The organism is Dyadobacter sp. CY326, from assembly GCF_021390515.1.
Lineage (GTDB): Bacteria > Bacteroidota > Bacteroidia > Cytophagales > Spirosomataceae > Dyadobacter.
Window position 1 is genome coordinate 139,155 of record NZ_JAJUXI010000014.1, and the last position, 16,224, is coordinate 155,378.

16 protein-coding genes are annotated in these 16,224 nt (G+C 45.2%); 14 read left to right on the forward strand and 2 right to left on the reverse strand.

The features are described from left to right. The first annotated feature begins 28 nt into the window (after positions 1–28). Genes topA through LZG73_RS24825 form a run of 4 tightly spaced genes read left to right on the forward strand, consistent with a single transcriptional unit; the run spans position 29 to position 5,164 of the window. Positions 29–2,488 (forward strand): type I DNA topoisomerase, encoded by a 2,460-nt coding sequence (gene topA / locus LZG73_RS24810; RefSeq protein WP_233855442.1) that lies wholly within the window; start codon positions 29–31, stop codon positions 2,486–2,488. 41 nt (positions 2,489–2,529) lie between these two features. Then, a complete protein-coding gene (locus LZG73_RS24815; protein ID WP_233855443.1) occupies positions 2,530–3,216 on the forward strand; it encodes an NAD-dependent deacylase in 687 nt (228 codons plus the stop codon). Continuing rightward, positions 3,216–4,097, forward strand: a complete 882-nt coding sequence (locus tag LZG73_RS24820) for a bifunctional 5,10-methylenetetrahydrofolate dehydrogenase/5,10-methenyltetrahydrofolate cyclohydrolase (RefSeq protein WP_233855444.1) — start codon at positions 3,216–3,218, stop codon at positions 4,095–4,097. Before LZG73_RS24815 ends, LZG73_RS24820 begins: the two co-directional genes overlap by 1 nt. Before the next feature lie 8 nt (positions 4,098–4,105). After that, entirely contained in the window at positions 4,106–5,164 is a 1,059-nt protein-coding gene (locus LZG73_RS24825) for a helix-turn-helix transcriptional regulator (protein ID WP_233855445.1), read from the forward strand. On the opposite strand, the gene LZG73_RS24830 is transcribed toward LZG73_RS24825, so the two are convergent. Then, positions 5,165–5,938: a hypothetical protein gene (locus LZG73_RS24830; RefSeq protein WP_233855447.1), complete on the reverse strand. Its 774-nt coding sequence runs from the start codon at positions 5,936–5,938 to the stop codon at positions 5,165–5,167. It abuts the gene before it with no gap. Next, on the reverse strand, positions 5,931–7,016 hold the full coding sequence (locus LZG73_RS24835) for an AMP-binding protein (protein WP_233855449.1): 1,086 nt from the start codon (positions 7,014–7,016) through the stop codon (positions 5,931–5,933). The genes LZG73_RS24830 and LZG73_RS24835 overlap by 8 nt, the downstream gene beginning before the upstream one ends. Before the next feature lie 113 nt (positions 7,017–7,129). Here LZG73_RS24835 and menB point away from each other — a divergent pair, with 113 nt between their 5' ends. The 10 genes from menB (at position 7,130) to LZG73_RS24885 (ending at position 16,176) form a co-directional block, all read left to right on the forward strand. Further along, positions 7,130–7,954: a 1,4-dihydroxy-2-naphthoyl-CoA synthase gene (gene menB / locus LZG73_RS24840; protein ID WP_233855451.1), complete on the forward strand. Its 825-nt coding sequence runs from the start codon at positions 7,130–7,132 to the stop codon at positions 7,952–7,954. A gap of 53 nt (positions 7,955–8,007) precedes the next feature. Further along, positions 8,008–8,418 (forward strand): EVE domain-containing protein, encoded by a 411-nt coding sequence (locus LZG73_RS24845; protein ID WP_233855452.1) that lies wholly within the window; start codon positions 8,008–8,010, stop codon positions 8,416–8,418. Next, positions 8,408–9,976 carry a hypothetical protein gene (locus LZG73_RS24850; RefSeq protein ID WP_233855453.1) on the forward strand — a complete coding sequence of 523 codons (1,569 nt, stop codon included), beginning with the start codon at positions 8,408–8,410 and terminating at the stop codon, positions 9,974–9,976. Before LZG73_RS24845 ends, LZG73_RS24850 begins: the two co-directional genes overlap by 11 nt. A gap of 68 nt (positions 9,977–10,044) precedes the next feature. After that, entirely contained in the window at positions 10,045–10,932 is an 888-nt protein-coding gene (locus LZG73_RS24855; RefSeq protein ID WP_233855454.1) for a class I SAM-dependent methyltransferase, read from the forward strand. Further along, on the forward strand, positions 10,925–12,121 hold the full coding sequence (locus LZG73_RS24860; protein WP_233855455.1) for a tetratricopeptide repeat protein: 1,197 nt from the start codon (positions 10,925–10,927) through the stop codon (positions 12,119–12,121). The genes LZG73_RS24855 and LZG73_RS24860 overlap by 8 nt, the downstream gene beginning before the upstream one ends. A 59-nt stretch (positions 12,122–12,180) precedes the next feature. After that, positions 12,181–14,124, forward strand: a complete 1,944-nt coding sequence (thrS, locus tag LZG73_RS24865; protein ID WP_233855456.1) for a threonine--tRNA ligase — start codon at positions 12,181–12,183, stop codon at positions 14,122–14,124. A gap of 113 nt (positions 14,125–14,237) precedes the next feature. Then, the gene (gene infC / locus LZG73_RS24870) at positions 14,238–14,789 is read left to right on the forward strand and encodes a translation initiation factor IF-3 (RefSeq protein ID WP_233855457.1); all 552 of its coding nucleotides are present in this window, start codon (positions 14,238–14,240) and stop codon (positions 14,787–14,789) included. 142 nt (positions 14,790–14,931) lie between these two features. After that, positions 14,932–15,126: a 50S ribosomal protein L35 gene (gene rpmI, locus LZG73_RS24875; RefSeq protein ID WP_026631509.1), complete on the forward strand. Its 195-nt coding sequence runs from the start codon at positions 14,932–14,934 to the stop codon at positions 15,124–15,126. A gap of 102 nt (positions 15,127–15,228) precedes the next feature. Beyond that, entirely contained in the window at positions 15,229–15,573 is a 345-nt protein-coding gene (gene rplT, locus LZG73_RS24880) for a 50S ribosomal protein L20 (protein ID WP_026631508.1), read from the forward strand. A 102-nt stretch (positions 15,574–15,675) separates the two neighbouring features. Continuing rightward, positions 15,676–16,176, forward strand: coding sequence for a hypothetical protein (locus tag LZG73_RS24885; RefSeq protein WP_233855458.1), 501 nt, complete (start codon positions 15,676–15,678; stop codon positions 16,174–16,176). Positions 16,177–16,224: the final 48 nt, after the last annotated feature.

Consider the following 16,224-nt stretch of genomic DNA (forward strand, 5'->3'; position numbering starts at 1 on the left):
TGCCACAAGATTCCTTAAATCCATTGTTATGTCAAAAAATCTGGTGATCGTAGAGTCACCGGCGAAGGCCAAAACCATTGAAAGTTATTTAGGAGCAGACTTCACCGTTAAGTCAAGTTTCGGGCACGTTCGTGACCTTCCGGAACATGATATGGGCGTTGATGTAGAGCATGGTTTCCAGCCTTCTTACGAAATATCAGCTGATAAAGTAAAGGTGATTTCCGAGCTTAAAAAACTGGCCAAAGGTGCAGAAGTGTGGCTGGCAACGGATGATGACCGCGAAGGTGAGGCAATTTCGTGGCACTTGAAAGAAGCATTGGGGTTGCCCGACGACACCAAAAGAATTGTGTTCCGGGAGATTACGAAAACCGCTTTACAAAATGCGATTTCCAAGCCGCGCATCATTGATGTGGACCTTGTGGATGCGCAGCAGGCGCGGCGGATTCTGGACCGGCTCGTGGGTTATGAACTTTCGCCGGTGCTTTGGAAAAAAATACGCATTGGCAAGCAAAACCTTTCTGCCGGACGCGTGCAATCCGTTGCGGTTCGTATCATTGTAGAAAGGGAAAGAGAAATTGATGCATTCAGAAGCAAAAGCAGCTATAAAGTAACAGCCCGGTTTGACCTGGGAAATGGCAAGGTGCTTAATGCAGAACTAGCCAAGAATTTTCCACAGGAAGAGGATGCAATGAAATTTCTCGAAAAATGCATCGGGGCGCAGTTTTCGATTAAAAGTCTTGAAGTTAAACCAGCTAAAAAAACACCGGCACCGCCATTCACAACCTCTACTTTACAACAGGAAGCATCGCGTAAATTGAGCTTTTCCGTAGCGCAAACCATGACCGTTGCGCAACGGCTTTACGAAGCTGGAAAGATTTCCTACATGCGTACGGACTCGACAAATTTGTCGGAGGAAGCTTTGGAAAAAGCGCGTGTGCAGATTACGAATGAATATGGTCAGGATTATTATAATAAAAGGATATTTAAGACCAAAAATGAGTCAGCACAAGAGGCTCACGAAGCCATTAGGCCGACTGATTTTTCTACATTAAATGGCAGCAGCGACCGCAACGAACAGCGCTTGTATGAGCTGATATGGAAACGCGCCATTGCATCACAAATGTCTGATGCGCAACTAGAAAGAACCACTGCAACCATTGCCATTTCAACAACTCCGGAAGAACTGGTTGCCCAAGGTGAAGTGATCAAATTCGAAGGTTTCCTGAAAGTTTATCTGGAATCCAGTGATGATGAAAATGACGAGGAGCAAAAAGGAATGCTGCCGCCATTGAACATCAACCAGATTCTGAATCTTTCGGATATGAAGGCGACGGAGCGTTTCACACGAAATCCACCGCGTTATACGGAAGCAAGTTTGGTGAAAAAGCTGGAAGAAATGGGCATTGGACGACCATCCACCTACGCACCAACGATTTCTACCATATTAAGACGTGAATATATTGTAAAGGAAGACCGGATGGGCAATGAGCGCGAGTTCAAAGAGCTCACGCTTGCTAACAATCAGATCAACAGCAAGGTTAGCAAAGAAATTTACGGCTCAGAAAAATCAAAACTATTCCCGACCAGTGCCGGAATGGTGGTGAATGATTTCCTGGTAAGCCATTTCAATGACATCATTGATTATTCTTTCACGGCCAATGTTGAAAAGGATTTTGACAACATTGCGGACGGCCAGCTTGAATGGCGCCAGATGATCAAAAATTTTTATACACCATTCCAGAAAAAAGTCGCCGAAGCAAACGAAGAGGCTATTGACAGAAGTCTGACATCGAGAGAGTTGGGTGAAGATCCGGCTTCTGGCAAAAAAGTGTCTGTTCGCATTGGAAAATACGGCCCTTATGTGCAGATCGGGGACGCGGAAGATGAGGAAAAGCCCAAATTTGCAAGCTTAATGAAGGGCCAGCTGATGGAAAACATCACATTGGACGAGGCTTTCGAACTTTTCAAGTTGCCGCGTGAAGTCGGTTTGTATGAGGAGAAAGAAATGATTGTCAACATTGGCAAGTTTGGCCCTTATGTAAAGCACGACGGAAAATATTATTCGCTGGCCAGAACAGACGATCCGATGGGCGTTACCGAAGACCGACTGGTTGAGATTATAACCGAAAAGCGTTTGCAGGACAGCAATAGAACGATCAAAGAATTTAGTGAAGATCCTGATGCAAAAGTGCTTAATGGTAAATACGGACCTTACATTGCTTTTGGAAAAAAGAATGTGAAGATTCCAAAAGGTTCTGATCCCGCTTCGCTGACTTATGACGAGGTGGTAAAACTGGCAGCCGAAACACCGGACAGACCGGCAGGAAGAGGCGCTAAAAAGCCAACTGCAAAAGCACCGGCGGCAAAGGCACCAGTGGCAAAGACAACGGCAGCGAAAGCACCGGCAGCAAAAACGGCGGCAGCAAAAAAGCCAGCCACAAAGAAACCGGCAGCAAAAAAACCGGTCGCTAAAAAAGCGGAAAAGTAGATTTAAGACCTATATCGGTTACACACTAGACATTATTAATCATGAAAAAACTCGTAGTGCTCTCGGGTGCAGGCATCAGTGCAGAAAGTGGCATCAGCACTTTTCGCGACAATGGCGGTCTGTGGGACAATTATCGCATTGAGGACGTCGCGACGCCGGAAGCCTGGCAGCGAAATCAGGAATTGGTTCTCGATTTTTACAATCAGCGACGGAAACAAGCTGCCGACGTAAAACCTAATGCTGCACATTATGCATTGGTTGAGCTGGAAAAGCATTTCGATGTAACGATCATCACGCAAAACGTTGATAATCTGCATGAAATCGCGGGTTCGTCCAATGTAATACACTTGCATGGCGAGCTTTTCAAATCCAGAAGCACGAAAAATCCTGAACTGATTTACGAAATGTCTTCCTGGGAATTGAAAACAGGAGATCTTTGTGAACTGGGCAGCCAGCTTAGGCCGCACATTGTATGGTTTGGCGAGGAAGTGCCGATGATGGAAGTTGCAGTCGATGTGACCGAAGAAGCTGACATTTTTGTGGTAATCGGCACATCCTTAGCCGTTTATCCAGCTGCCGGACTCGTGCATTATGTAGGCGCAGGCAAACCGATTTACATCATTGATCCTGCAAAACCCGACATTACCCTGAAAAAGAACATGACTTTTATTCAGGAAAAGGCAACGACGGGAATGGAAACTCTAATCAAAAACATTACGAATCAATAATGCAATTACTGGACGGGAAAGCGATTTCATCCCAAATAAAATTTGAAATAAAGAACGAGGTGGAAGCGTGGATCGCTGACGGCGGGAAAAAACCGCATTTGGCTGCAATTCTTGTTGGAGCAGATGGCGCGAGCGAAACCTACGTGGCTTCCAAAATCCGCAGCTGCGAGGAAATCGGTTTTACTTCCACGTTATTGCGATTTGGGCCTGAAATAAGTGAAAAAGAGTTGTTGGACGCGGTTGAAGGACTGAATAATGATCCGGACGTGGATGGATTCATTGTGCAACTTCCGCTGCCAAAGCACATTTCCGAAAACACGATCATGGAGGCTGTCAATCCGGCCAAGGACGTGGACGGTTTTCATCCGGTTAATGTTGGTAAAATGTGCAAAGGACTGCCTGCATACATTTCGGCAACGCCTTTTGGCATTATGGAAATGCTCATTCGTGCGAAAATCGAAACGAGTGGCAAGCATTGCGTAGTCATCGGCCGCAGCCAGATTGTGGGGCTGCCCATGAGCATTTTAATGCAGCGCAATGAATATCCAGGGAATTGCACGGTCACAATCACGCATTCCAAAACGCAGAACTTGAAAGAAATCTGCCAAACTGCGGATATTTTGATCGTCGCATTGGGCAGGCCAGAATTTGTTACTGCGGATTACGTTAAGGAAGGAGCAGTTGTGATTGATGTGGGCATTTCAAGAGTTGTCGATGAGACTAAGAAAAGTGGATTTGCGATTAAAGGAGATGTGAATTTCAATGATGTTGCTCCCAAAGCAAGTTACATTACGCCGGTGCCGGGAGGCGTTGGTTTGATGACAATTTGCGGATTGCTTACCAATACATTTAAAGCTGCGAAGAAGGAGATTTATCAATAACGTGCATTATGAGCATCGTCAGCAATAACATCAAATATCTCAGAAGGCTGAACGGCCTTACTCAGGAGCAGTTTGCAAGAAAAATTGCAATAAAACGCTCATTGCTTGGCGCTTACGAGGAAGCCCGTGCCAACCCGAACCTGACGAATTTGAAAAATATGGCGGCGGCTTTTGGGATTACGGTCGATAACCTGCTCAAAAACGACCTCAGGAAATTAAGAGAAACACCGGACATGTCGCTTCCGATCAATGCGAATCGCCAGATGACGGTTTCACATTCCGGAAATGTGCCTACGCCAGCGCAGACAAGGATTCCCGCATTCTCGGAACCGCAGCCTTTGTCCAAAATCATGGACAAATATCAGCAGCAGGAACCTGAAATCCGGATGGTTTCCAAGCAAGTGAATTTCAAACCTGTAAACGGCGAACCGCAGGCCCAGCCAACACAATTTACGCAGCCAGCGGTTCAGAAGCATCAACCTGTCATTCAAAATCAGCCGGTTAATGTTCGCCCGGATGCGCAATTGCCGGTTTTCAACAATCAGTTTCAAACCACTCCCTTTAATGCCCAGGTTGAAGAGAAAGCAGTTAACTATCCTACCATTCAGTGGGTTGCAAAGAATCTGCAAGCCGAATATCTCGCTAACTTTCAGAATCCTGCATATTTAAATCAACTGCCTGTTTTTCAGCTTCCCAATTTGCCAATGGGTTATTATCGGGCGTTTGAAAGCGGTGCGGATTTTATTCATCCAGGTTCAATTCTGGTTGGGACATTTGTTAGGAATTGGTATGACATCAAGGACGGGATGCAATATGTGTTCGTGCTTAGCGGCAACGGTTTTGTTTACCGAACTGCATTTAACCACGTAAAAACATCAGGGATCTTGCTCCTGACGTCAGATATGGCTGGTTTTGAGGCACTTGAAGTTCCGTTGCAGGATGTGCAGGAAGTTTGGGAAGTGAAGGCTTTTGTGAGCTTGCAAATGCCTGCCCCGCAGCCTTCACTTGAAAGGGTCAGTCTGCTGGTGGATGAATTGCAGCAGGAACTAAGCCAATACAGATCTTAATTATTTGGACAAAGCATTGAATAATGCTTCAATTTTTTCCAAATCCTTGCTTTTCGCTGTTGTCTCCAAAATGGCGACGCCGAGCTGATACCAAAGTCCGTCGCCCGCTGTAATGTATTTTCCCTTCTTTGAAGGCTTTTTGTCGGAAGCATTATCAGGCACAAATTCTGCTTTGTAAACCGTGTCCATGATCTTCTGCAACTGCGTCCAATCCAGGTTTTTAACTGGTCCGTTGCTCTTGGTAACCGTAAACGATTTTTCTGCAAAAGATGCCCTCAGATCCAACTGCGACTGTTTTTCACCATCAATTTCCAGGTAAGTAAGCTCAAACGGCTTCTCTCTCCCACCCGCTTCAAACACGGCTTGCATAAACTCCTGCAAGAAGTAAGACCAGCGCTCCTTGTCGACCGGATAAATGGTTACCATTTTGCCATTTTCTTCCAGCTCAATTTCTACAAAGTCCTCAAATTCACTTTCTTCTCTCTTTCGGATAATTTTGGAAGCGGCAAGAATGTCCTGAAACTGCTTGATCCATATCGCAGGAACATTGCCTTTCCATGCGTAATCATCGTCCGTTGAGAACCCCTCGTCCAGCAAATCATCCTCGTCCAAATCATCGCGATCCAGATATTTAATGTCAAAATCAACCGTCAGCTCGTCCTTTGAGGCGATGTCCAGTTTCAATGTGTAGAAATGCGAGTAAGGCGCCGGAACGACTGACGCAGTTTGAAATCGAACAATGTATTGACCGGGAATCGGAATATTTTTATCCATTTTGAGTTGCGAAAAGTTGTTGAGCTGTGCGGCGTTTGTCAACCTTATCAGTTATTGTTTTGGTAAAATGTCGTGCAAAGTAAACATGTTTCGGGGTTTCATAGGCGGAAACCCGCTTTCTAATTTCTGTAAAAACAAGATCTGCAAATGTTGCATTCTCGGAGCCTTCCATAATCAGCACCAATTTCTGTCCCAGCTTTTCATCCGGCTCAAACCAGGAGAAATAGGCATTATTATAATTCAGATCACTGAGAACAGCGCCAACTTCTGCGTCGATTTTATCCAAAACAATTTTCACACCACCCGAATTAATCACATTATCAGCCCTCCCAATCCATTTAAATGTGTTTCCAGAAATTTCCACAAGATCATTCGTTTGCACAATTTCGTCATTTGTCACTGGGCCGGAAACATGCAAGCAACCACGCTCATCCGTCCCGAAAGTGATATTTGGCAAAAAATGATAAGCGTCACTAGCCTCCGGACCATTAAGCCTGCGCAATGCAATGTGTGAAACCGTTTCGGTCATGCCGTAACTTTGGAAAACCGGAATGTCCAAGCCAGCAATTTTTTTTTGCAGGGAAATATCAACGGGCGCTCCACCTAAAAGGATTTTTCCAAATCTGTCGACCTGGTCAATGGTCTCATCATTTTCTAAAACCACATTCAATTGTAAGGGGACAAGCGCTGCAAAATCAAAAACTTCATTTTTCCCAACATCCAGCAACGGATTTGACGAGGGCTCAATGATCGTCAACTCCCAATCGAGCACCATTCCGCGCACAAGCATCATCAAGCCGGCAATGTAACCGACATTCAGACAGGCCAATGCGCGCGTCCCTTTTCCCAAATCCAATGCTTTTCCCGTCATCTCTGCACTGCTGATCAGCTGGCTTCTCCGGACTTCAATGGGTTTCGGGTCGCCCGTGGAGCCCGAGGTTTGCAGCGTAAATATTTGCTGACCTCCCAGCCACGATCGCATGAAGTCATAAGCCTTTGCATGATACGGATCTGCCGGTCTTTGCTGGGTTTTGATCGAGTTCAGGCTTGTGGTCCAGGGCATTGGAAAGTTATTCATTTGTTTTTGAAGGAAACCCAAACAATCTGTAATTTCGCAGACAGTTGCGAACGAGTTAACGGCGGTTTTAGTTAACTTTTTAACGCCAGATTATTCATTTACATTCCGATTTTATGTCAAGTTCAATCCAGTGGGAAACCATTAAAGAATACGAAGAAATCCTTTTTACGCTTCACGAAGGCATTGCAAAAATAAGCATAAATCGCCCGCATAAACATAACGCATTCACGCCGCTGACTGTCACCGAAATGATCGACGCGATGCACATTTGCCGCGAAGATCCACGCATTGACGTCATTATATTGACGGGTGAAGGCGGAAAAGCATTTTGTTCCGGCGGTGATCAGTCCGTTCGCGGACACGGCGGTTACATTGGCGACGACCACGTTCCTCGTCTGAATGTGCTCGATCTGCAACGCATGATTCGCTCTATCCCTAAGGCAGTTATCGCGATGGTTGCGGGTTGGGCAATTGGCGGCGGCCACGTGCTGCATGTGATTTGTGACCTTTCAATCGCTGCGGAAAACGCAAGATTCGGACAAACCGGACCGAAAGTCGGAAGCTTCGACGGCGGTTTTGGCGCGTCTTATCTGGCAAGGGTTGTTGGACAGAAAAAAGCACGCGAAATCTGGTTCCTATGCGATCAATACGACGCGCAGGAAGCATTGCAAATGGGTTTGGTGAACAAAGTTGTGCCTTTGGAAGACCTGGAAACAACGACCGTTGAATGGTGTAAAAAGATTCAGGAAAAGAGCCCATTGTCTATTCGCATGCTCAAAAGCTCATTCAATGCAGAGCTCGACGGACAGGCGGGCATTCAGGAATTGGCCGGAAATGCAACATTGCTTTATTATTTGAGCGAAGAGGCGAAAGAGGGTCAAAATTCTTTTCTGGAAAAGAGAAAGCCTGATTTCAGCAAATTCCCGAAATTTCCCTGAGTCGCATTCGCCACATTTAACCGAACAATTCGTTAACCTCAAACTGCAATTACATGAACCATTGGCTTGTAAAAAGTGAACCAAACAAATATTCCTGGGACCATCTCGTCAAAGAAAAGGAAGGCATGTGGGACGGTGTCCGAAATTTTGCCGCACGCAACAATCTGATGGCGATGAAAAAAGGGGATCTCGTTCTTTTTTATCACAGCAATGAGGGGAAAGAGGTTGTTGGTTTGGCGAAAGTTTCCAAAGAACATTATCCAGACCCAACTATTGACACGGGCGACTGGGTTGTGGTGAATGTTGTTCCGGTGGAAAAATTTCCAAAAACAGTGACATTGGCTGACATTAAGAAGCACGAAATCTTAAAAAATATGGAACTTGTGCGCCTGTCTCGGCTGTCGGTTGTTCCGGTTAAGCGCGAGGAATTCGATATTATCGTTGCATTGGCACATGAATCTTAATTTGACAGCAATTCGTTTCATATTTCTATTTCTTATTCTTGCGTCTGCTACATCTTTCGCGCAAGGCGTCAAGCGCATTGAGTTGCCTCTGTCCGGCAACACAGCTTACCAAACGGTGCCGTTGGGCGCCCAAGGCGTGCTGCTGATTTCCAAGCCGGAAAGAGGAACATTCAATGTTCAAAAATTTGATACAAATCTCGAACGCGTTTTCTCCATCGACGGTCCCATTGAAGCCAATCTCGATTACATAACGGCTTCCTATGACGGCCAGGCGGTTTTCTTGCTTTTCAGCAAATTTCGCAGTCCGCTTTACCAAATCGTAAAAGTGAATGTTGGGCCGGGTTTTGTAGAGACTTTTACAATCAATACAATTGACCGTTTCGAAATTACCGATTTCAAAACCCTAGGTTATTCTGTCTTCATGGCCGGAATGGTTCGCAATGAACCAGTCCTGATTTTCACCCAGTTGAGAACATCCCAGACGAAGATTTTGCCATCTGCGATCAAAGGTTCCAACGCCATTCAAACGGTTGAAGTGGACACGGCGCATCATTTGGTGAATGTTTGTTTTGCGGTTAAAAAAGGAAGGCAAACGCGGATTGTGGCGCGCTCCTATGAAGAAACGGGCGAGCTTTACGCACAGGTTTCAGTTGATCCGGAAGATGATTTTTCGTTGTTAAGCGGCCGATTGCAGGTTTTGAATGACTCTGTAAAAATCATTATCGGGACTTATGGTTATCGCAACATGCAAAGCGCCACTAATGCAGCTTCGCAGGGTTTGTATATCAGCAAATATGTTGGTAATGAGCCTGTTTTCACGCGTTATCACAGCTTTACAGACTTCAAAAATTTCTTTAACTTTATGAATGAGCGCCAGCAGGAAAAGATGGAAAAGCGCATTCGTAAGAAAAAGGAAAGCGGGGACGATTTGAAACTGAATTACAGGCTATTAGTCCATGACATTGTTCCAAAAGACAATAATTTCTTGTTGGTCGCTGAGGTTTTTTATCCGGAATATCGCTATCAAAATCCGACGATGATGGGCGGCCTGGGTTACGGCAGCATGATGGGTTATCCTTTTGGAATGGGGCTTTATAATCCTTACTTATGGAATCCAATGTATGGCGGGCGCGGTTATAATCAGCAGATTTTTGATGGATTTACATACACGCATGCTGTCGTCGCGGATGTGGATGCGAATGGAAAGCTGCTTTGGGATAACAGCATTAACTTCGACAATGTAAAAAGCATGGAGCTTCGCGAGAAGATCAAAGTGCAAACATTCAATAACGGCAGTTCGAGGCTGGTTTATAGTCACAATGGCGCCATAAAAAGTAAGATTATCAAGGGAAACCAGGTCGTGGACAGCGACCGTGTCATTCCGAATGAAACCAATGTTGAAGGCGATAAAGTCAGAAAGACTAGTACGGACGACATTGATTACTGGTATGGAAACTTTTATCTGGCCTGGGGTGAACAACGCATCATTAACGCAGCGGGCGATCCGCAGACACGCGGCCGACGCAATGTGTTTTATTTAAACAAAATTGCCTATTAGGCCCCATACCCCATTTCCGTTGGCTTAAGCCAACGGAAATGGGGTATGGGAATGCCAAAAAATTCTATATGATTTTATTATCTCCTGAGCAACATACTGATTACCAATTGATCGACACCGGCGGTTTTGAAAAGCTGGAACGGTTTGGCCCATATATCTTGTCAAGACCTGAGCCTCAGGCAATTTGGGACAAATCCCTTTCTGAGGCGGAATGGGAAAAACGATCCAATGCTGTTTTCAAAAGAGATAAAAATTCTCAAGAAAAAGGCCAGTGGATTGCGAAAGACGGCATGCCCGACAAATGGGTTTTTCAATACAGAACCGGTGCACTGCATTTGCGTTCGAAGCTTGCATTATCGTCATTCAAGCACGTGGGCGTGTTTCCTGAGCAGGCGACGAATTGGGATTACATTGCCAAAAAATTGAAGCAAATTCCTGAGAGTAAGCCTTCTGTCTTAAATCTTTTTGCTTACACAGGCATAGCATCATTGGCTGCAAAAGCCGCTGGCGCAGACGTTACGCACGTGGATTCGGTGAAGCAAGTAATTAGTTGGTCACGTGAAAATATGGAACTGAGCGGACTGGACAACATTCGTTGGGTTGTGGAAGATGCATTGAAATTTGTGCAGCGCGAAGTGCGCAGAGGCAATCAATACAATGGAATTATCCTCGATCCGCCCGCTTATGGCCGCGGTCCCGATGGAGAAAAGTGGCTTTTGGAGGAAAGTTTAAATGAGATCCTGCGACTGTGTGCGTTGCTCTTAAAGAAGGAAAATTTCTTCTTTATTATCAACTTATATTCGTTAGGTTTCTCAGCGCTCATCGTTGAAAACCTGATCAAGGCACATTTCGGAACGCAAATCCATCATGAATTCGGGGAATTGTACATTCCGGATTCTTTTGGCAAAAACCTTCCGCTGGGGGTATTTTCCCGATTCTCAGACCAAAATGTCTAAATCTCTCGGCTACATATCTTTTATCATTTCAATCCTTTTGGCCGGTTTCAACATTTCTTGCCAGAGCGACGCCAGAAACTCCACGCGCATTCCGCCAGTGGTCAAAAAATCGCATGAGCAATGGCAAAAAGACGCACTTCTGTCACTAACTGAGCTCATTGCCAGAGGCATCGATACGGATCAGAATTACTTCAAAAGAGCGCGCATTTACTTCGAACAAGAGCAATACACGGAGGCGCTGGAAGACATTAATGAGTCGATTTACGAACAGGAAAACGTTAGCGAATATTTTTTGCTGCGCGGAAAAATCAAGAGAGAACTTGGTGAAATCGATGCAGCATTGGAGGATGCGCAGCGTGCCGAGGCATTGCAGCAAAGCAGTCCCGAATTATATGTCTTACTCGCGGACGTCCTGCAAGCCAAAGGGCGTTTTAGAGAAGCGGTCAATTATTTGAACCAAGCCATGAAAATGGCGCCATATGACGGCTCCGCTTATTATGTCAAAGGCATGCTCCAAGCCAGACAGGGCGATTCGCTGGCTAGTCTGTCGAGTTTCCAATATGCCATGAATGTGAATCCCAAACTTTTGCGCGCCTACGAACAGAGTACGATTATACTAAGAAAGCTGAACGATCCGGGCCAGGCACTGACCATTAATGTGAAGGCAATCAGGCGCTTTCCCAATGTTGCCAGCCTTTATTTTGAGAGAGGAGAAATTTACAACGCGATGGCCAAGCCAGATACGGCCTTTTTTAATTACCAAAAAGCGGTGCTGCTCAAACCGGGTTACGAGGATGCGCTCATGCGTGTTGCGTCCGTCGGCATTCAGCTTAAACAATATTACAAGGCGATCAGGGCATTGGATCAATTGCTGAAAACGAAGCCTAAATCCAAGGAAATCAATAATATGCTCGGTTTTGCCTACGAAAAAACCGGCGATTATACCAAAGCAGTCGATTATTATTCCACCGCGCTCGCGCTGAGTCCGGGCGACCAGGATGCGCGTTATGGCCTTTACAGGATTAGGCGGCAGGAAAACCAGGAACTTTATCCTTCTTACTATCCCGATGAAAACAAAAGTTCGGGTTACAAGCTTCTGGACACGTCGCGGGTGAAAATTAATGTGATAAAACCGAGGGGAACGACAAATATCCGCGTCGACTCATCTCGAAAAGCTAAAATTCAATAGATTTGTACTTTACGGCTCTTACGAGCTTCTGCATCATTGTCATAGAATTAAATTTTTGAATGGAAGACGAGTCTCAAATAAAAATTACCCTGCCCGACGGAAGTGAACGGTTTTACCCAAAAGGTATAACTGCCATGGGCATTGCGCTCAGTATCAGTGAAGGATTGGCGCGGAATGTAATCGCTGCCAAAGTGAACAATGAAGTTTGGGACCCTACGCGGGAAATCACGCAGGATTCGCTGGTAAAGTTGCTAACCTGGAATGATGAAGATGGCAAGGCAACATTCTGGCATTCATCGGCTCACTTACTGGCCGAAGCATTGGAAGCGCTTTATCCGGGTGTAAAATTCGGCACGGGACCGTCGATTGAAAAGGGTTTTTACTATGACGTCGACTTGGGCGACAAATCAATTTCGCAGGAAGATTTCCCTAAGATTGAAGCGAAAATGCTTGAACTGGCGCGTCAGAAAAATGAATATATCAGAAAGCCGATCAGCAAGGCAGATGCTATACAACTGTTTACCGAAAAAGGCGACGAATACAAACTGGAACTGATTGACGGCCTGGAAGATGGCTCCATAACATTATATGAACAAGGCGCTTTCACGGATCTTTGCCGCGGACCGCACATTCCGAACACCGGCTTTATTAAGGCTGTTAAGCTGACCAACATTGGCGGTGCATACTGGCGTAACAAGCAGGAAAACAAAATGTTAACCCGCATTTACGGGATTACTTTTCCAAAACAAAAAGAATTGGAAGAGTATGTAACATTGATGGAGGAAGCCAAAAAACGCGATCACCGTCGTTTGGGGAAAGAGCTTGAATTGTTTGCATTTTCTGAAAAGGTGGGACAAGGTCTACCTTTGTGGTTGCCAAAAGGCGCTATGCTTCGCGAAAGACTTCAATCATTTTTGAGCAAGGCGCAATCGCGCGCGGGTTATCTGCCAGTGATCACGCCGAACATTGGAAGCAAAGATCTTTACGTAACTTCCGGGCACTGGGAAAAATATGGCAAAGATTCCTTTCAGCCAATCAAAACACCGAATTTAGGCGAGGAATACTTGTTGAAACCAATGAATTGCCCGCATCACTGCGAAATTTACAAGACCTCTCCCCGCTCCTACAAAGATCTGCCTTTGCGCTTTTCTGAGTTTGGAACAGTTTACAGATATGAGCAAAGCGGTGAATTACACGGACTTACACGCGTTCGCGGGTTCACACAGGACGACGCCCACATTTTCTGCCGTCCCGATCAGGTGAAGGAAGAATTCATCCGGGTTATCGACCTCGTTCTATATGTTTTCAAGTCACTTGGCTTCGAAGATTACAGCGCACAAATCTCGCTTCGCGATCCCAATGATAAAGTAAAATACATTGGCAAAGACGAAGATTGGGAAAGAGCGGAAAGCGCAATCGTTGAGGCGGCTTCTGAACGTGGGCTGAGCACCGTTACCGAATTAGGCGAGGCTGCATTTTACGGTCCAAAACTTGATTTCATGGTTCGCGACGCATTGGGCAGAAAGTGGCAATTGGGCACAATTCAGGTGGATTACCAAATGCCGAAGCGTTTTGGATTGGAATATACAGGGTCTGACAATCAGAAACATCAGCCTGTCATGATCCACCGCGCGCCCTTTGGATCGATGGAACGGTTTATCGCAATTCTGATTGAAAACACTGCTGGACAGTTCCCATTATGGCTTTCACCAGATCAGATCGCCATTTTGCCGATTTCCGAGAAGTTTGCAGATTACGCGGAAGACGTTTTCTTCCAATTGCAGGATCACGACATTCGCGGATTTGTAGATCACCGCGATGAAAAAATTGGTCGCAAGATCCGTGATGCGGAAGTTACCAAGGTTCCTTTTATGTTAATCGTGGGTGAAAAAGAAGCAGCAGAAGGTAAATTGTCAGTCCGTCGTAAAGGCGAAGGCGACTTGGGAAGTATGACAATAGACGAATTTGTCACCTTTTTCAAGAAGGAAGCTGCCATTATTTGATGATTTTCTAACTTTTTGTTATAATTCTTGCACGAAGGCACTATTTTTGTGACAGGCGTGTTAAGTTTTTTGATTTTCACCTACAAGCCCAAAGAAACACCAAACCAAGTTATATGGCATTAAGACCCCCGAGTGGACGGTTAAGAGTTCCCGAAGAACCTTACAAAATTAACGAACGAATTACAGCAAAAGAAGTACGACTGGTTGGAGAGAACATTGAACCAGGCATAGTTGATATTAATACGGCCCGCGCACTTGCAAAGGCACAAAGCCTTGATTTAGTTGAAATTGCGCCAACAGCGGTTCCGCCTGTTTGCAAAGTTGTCGATTATTCAAAGTTCAAATATGAGCAGAAGAAGAAGCAAAAAGAGATCAAGGCAAAAGCTCAGAAAGTAGTCATTAAAGAGATTCGTTTCGGCCCTAACACGGACGACCACGATTTCGATTTCAAGTTAAAGCATGCACAAAATTTCCTTAAAGAAGGTTCGAAAGTGAAAGCCTACGTGCATTTCGTTGGACGGACCATTGTGTTTAAAGAAAGAGGTGTTAACCTGTTGAATAAGTTCTCAGAAGCGCTTTCAGATTACGGCAAGCTTGAAATGGAGCCTAAACTTGAAGGAAAAAGAATGACCATCATTCTCGCTCCTGCACCCGCGAAAAAATAGTTTCGGCCGCAATTGGCTTATATATCATTTAAGAAAGTGAATCGTGTCCTTGACTTTGTCAGGGACACGATTTTCGTTTTATAAACATTTTCACTAATTTTGCGCGCTGTTTTATATTTTATCAATTAATAATTTTTGAATCATGCCTAAAATGAAAAGCAATTCTGGTGCTAAAAAGCGTTTTGCGCTGACCGGCACTGGAAAAATCAAACGCAAACACGCGTTTCACAGCCACATCCTGACAAAGAAATCAAACAAGCGCAAGCGCGGATTGGTTAAAACTGGTCTTATCGATGTGTCTAATGTTAAGCAGGTGATGGCAATGCTTGCGAAGTAATTCGGAGCCATCAAGTTAAATACCAGTTTTGGTTTTTTGTTCAACCCGATAGAAGGCATTTCAAGACTCATAAGAGCGCCGACCATCAAAAACAGTTAAATTATGCCACGTTCAGTAAATCACGTTGCGTCACGTGCAAGACGTAAAAAAGTATTAAAACTTGCGAAAGGTTATTTCGGCCGTCGTAAGAATGTGTGGACAGTTGCTAAAAACGCAGTAGAACGCGGTTTGGCTTACGCATACAAAGGCCGTAAGCAAAAGAAACGTAATTTCCGTGCATTGTGGATCCAGCGTATTAATGCAGGAGCACGTCTTCACGGTTTATCATATTCTGCTTTCATTGGCAAGCTTAGTGCAAGCGGCATCGAGCTCAACCGTAAAGTTCTCGCTGACTTGGCGATGAATCACCCGGAAGCATTCAAAGCGATCGTTGATCAGGTAAAATAAAACAGCATCCCGCCCCTTTGGCGGGATTTTTTTATGTATTGAAAAGGCTTTGCCATAGCGGTGAAGCCTTTTCAATTTAATACACAACAAACAGACAAAACCATGTTAGAACAACTTCAAAGCCTTATTAGAGAAAATTCTCAGCAAGCCGTTGTCGAGAATCCCGAAATCCCCAATGAGCATAATGAAGACGTGATGCATACTTTAAGGGAATCCATTACAGGAGATTTGCAAAATGAGGCGCAAAGCGGGAATGTAAATGGCATATCAGGCCTACTTTCCGGCAGCCAGGGCTTATCGGGCGGTTCACTCATGAATAATCCAATTGTGGCGTCAATGGCAACCAATGCAATTGGCGCGCTGATGCGCAAGTTCGGACTGAGCAATCAGGCAGCTGGCGGAGTCGTTGGCTCTGTGCTTCCGGGCGTGCTGGGCGGACTGATTGGCAAAGTCAATAATCCCAATGATTCTAGTCTGGACTTGGGCAGCGTGCTTGGCGGATTGCTCGGCAACAAATCAAGTTCGGCTACGCAATCAACCGAAGCTCCAAAAGAAGGATTAGACATTGGTGGCATGCTGGGTGGCTTATTTGGCAACAAATAACGCAAACCATAATACAGCGATAAAATCTCGAAGTCAGTAACATAGTAC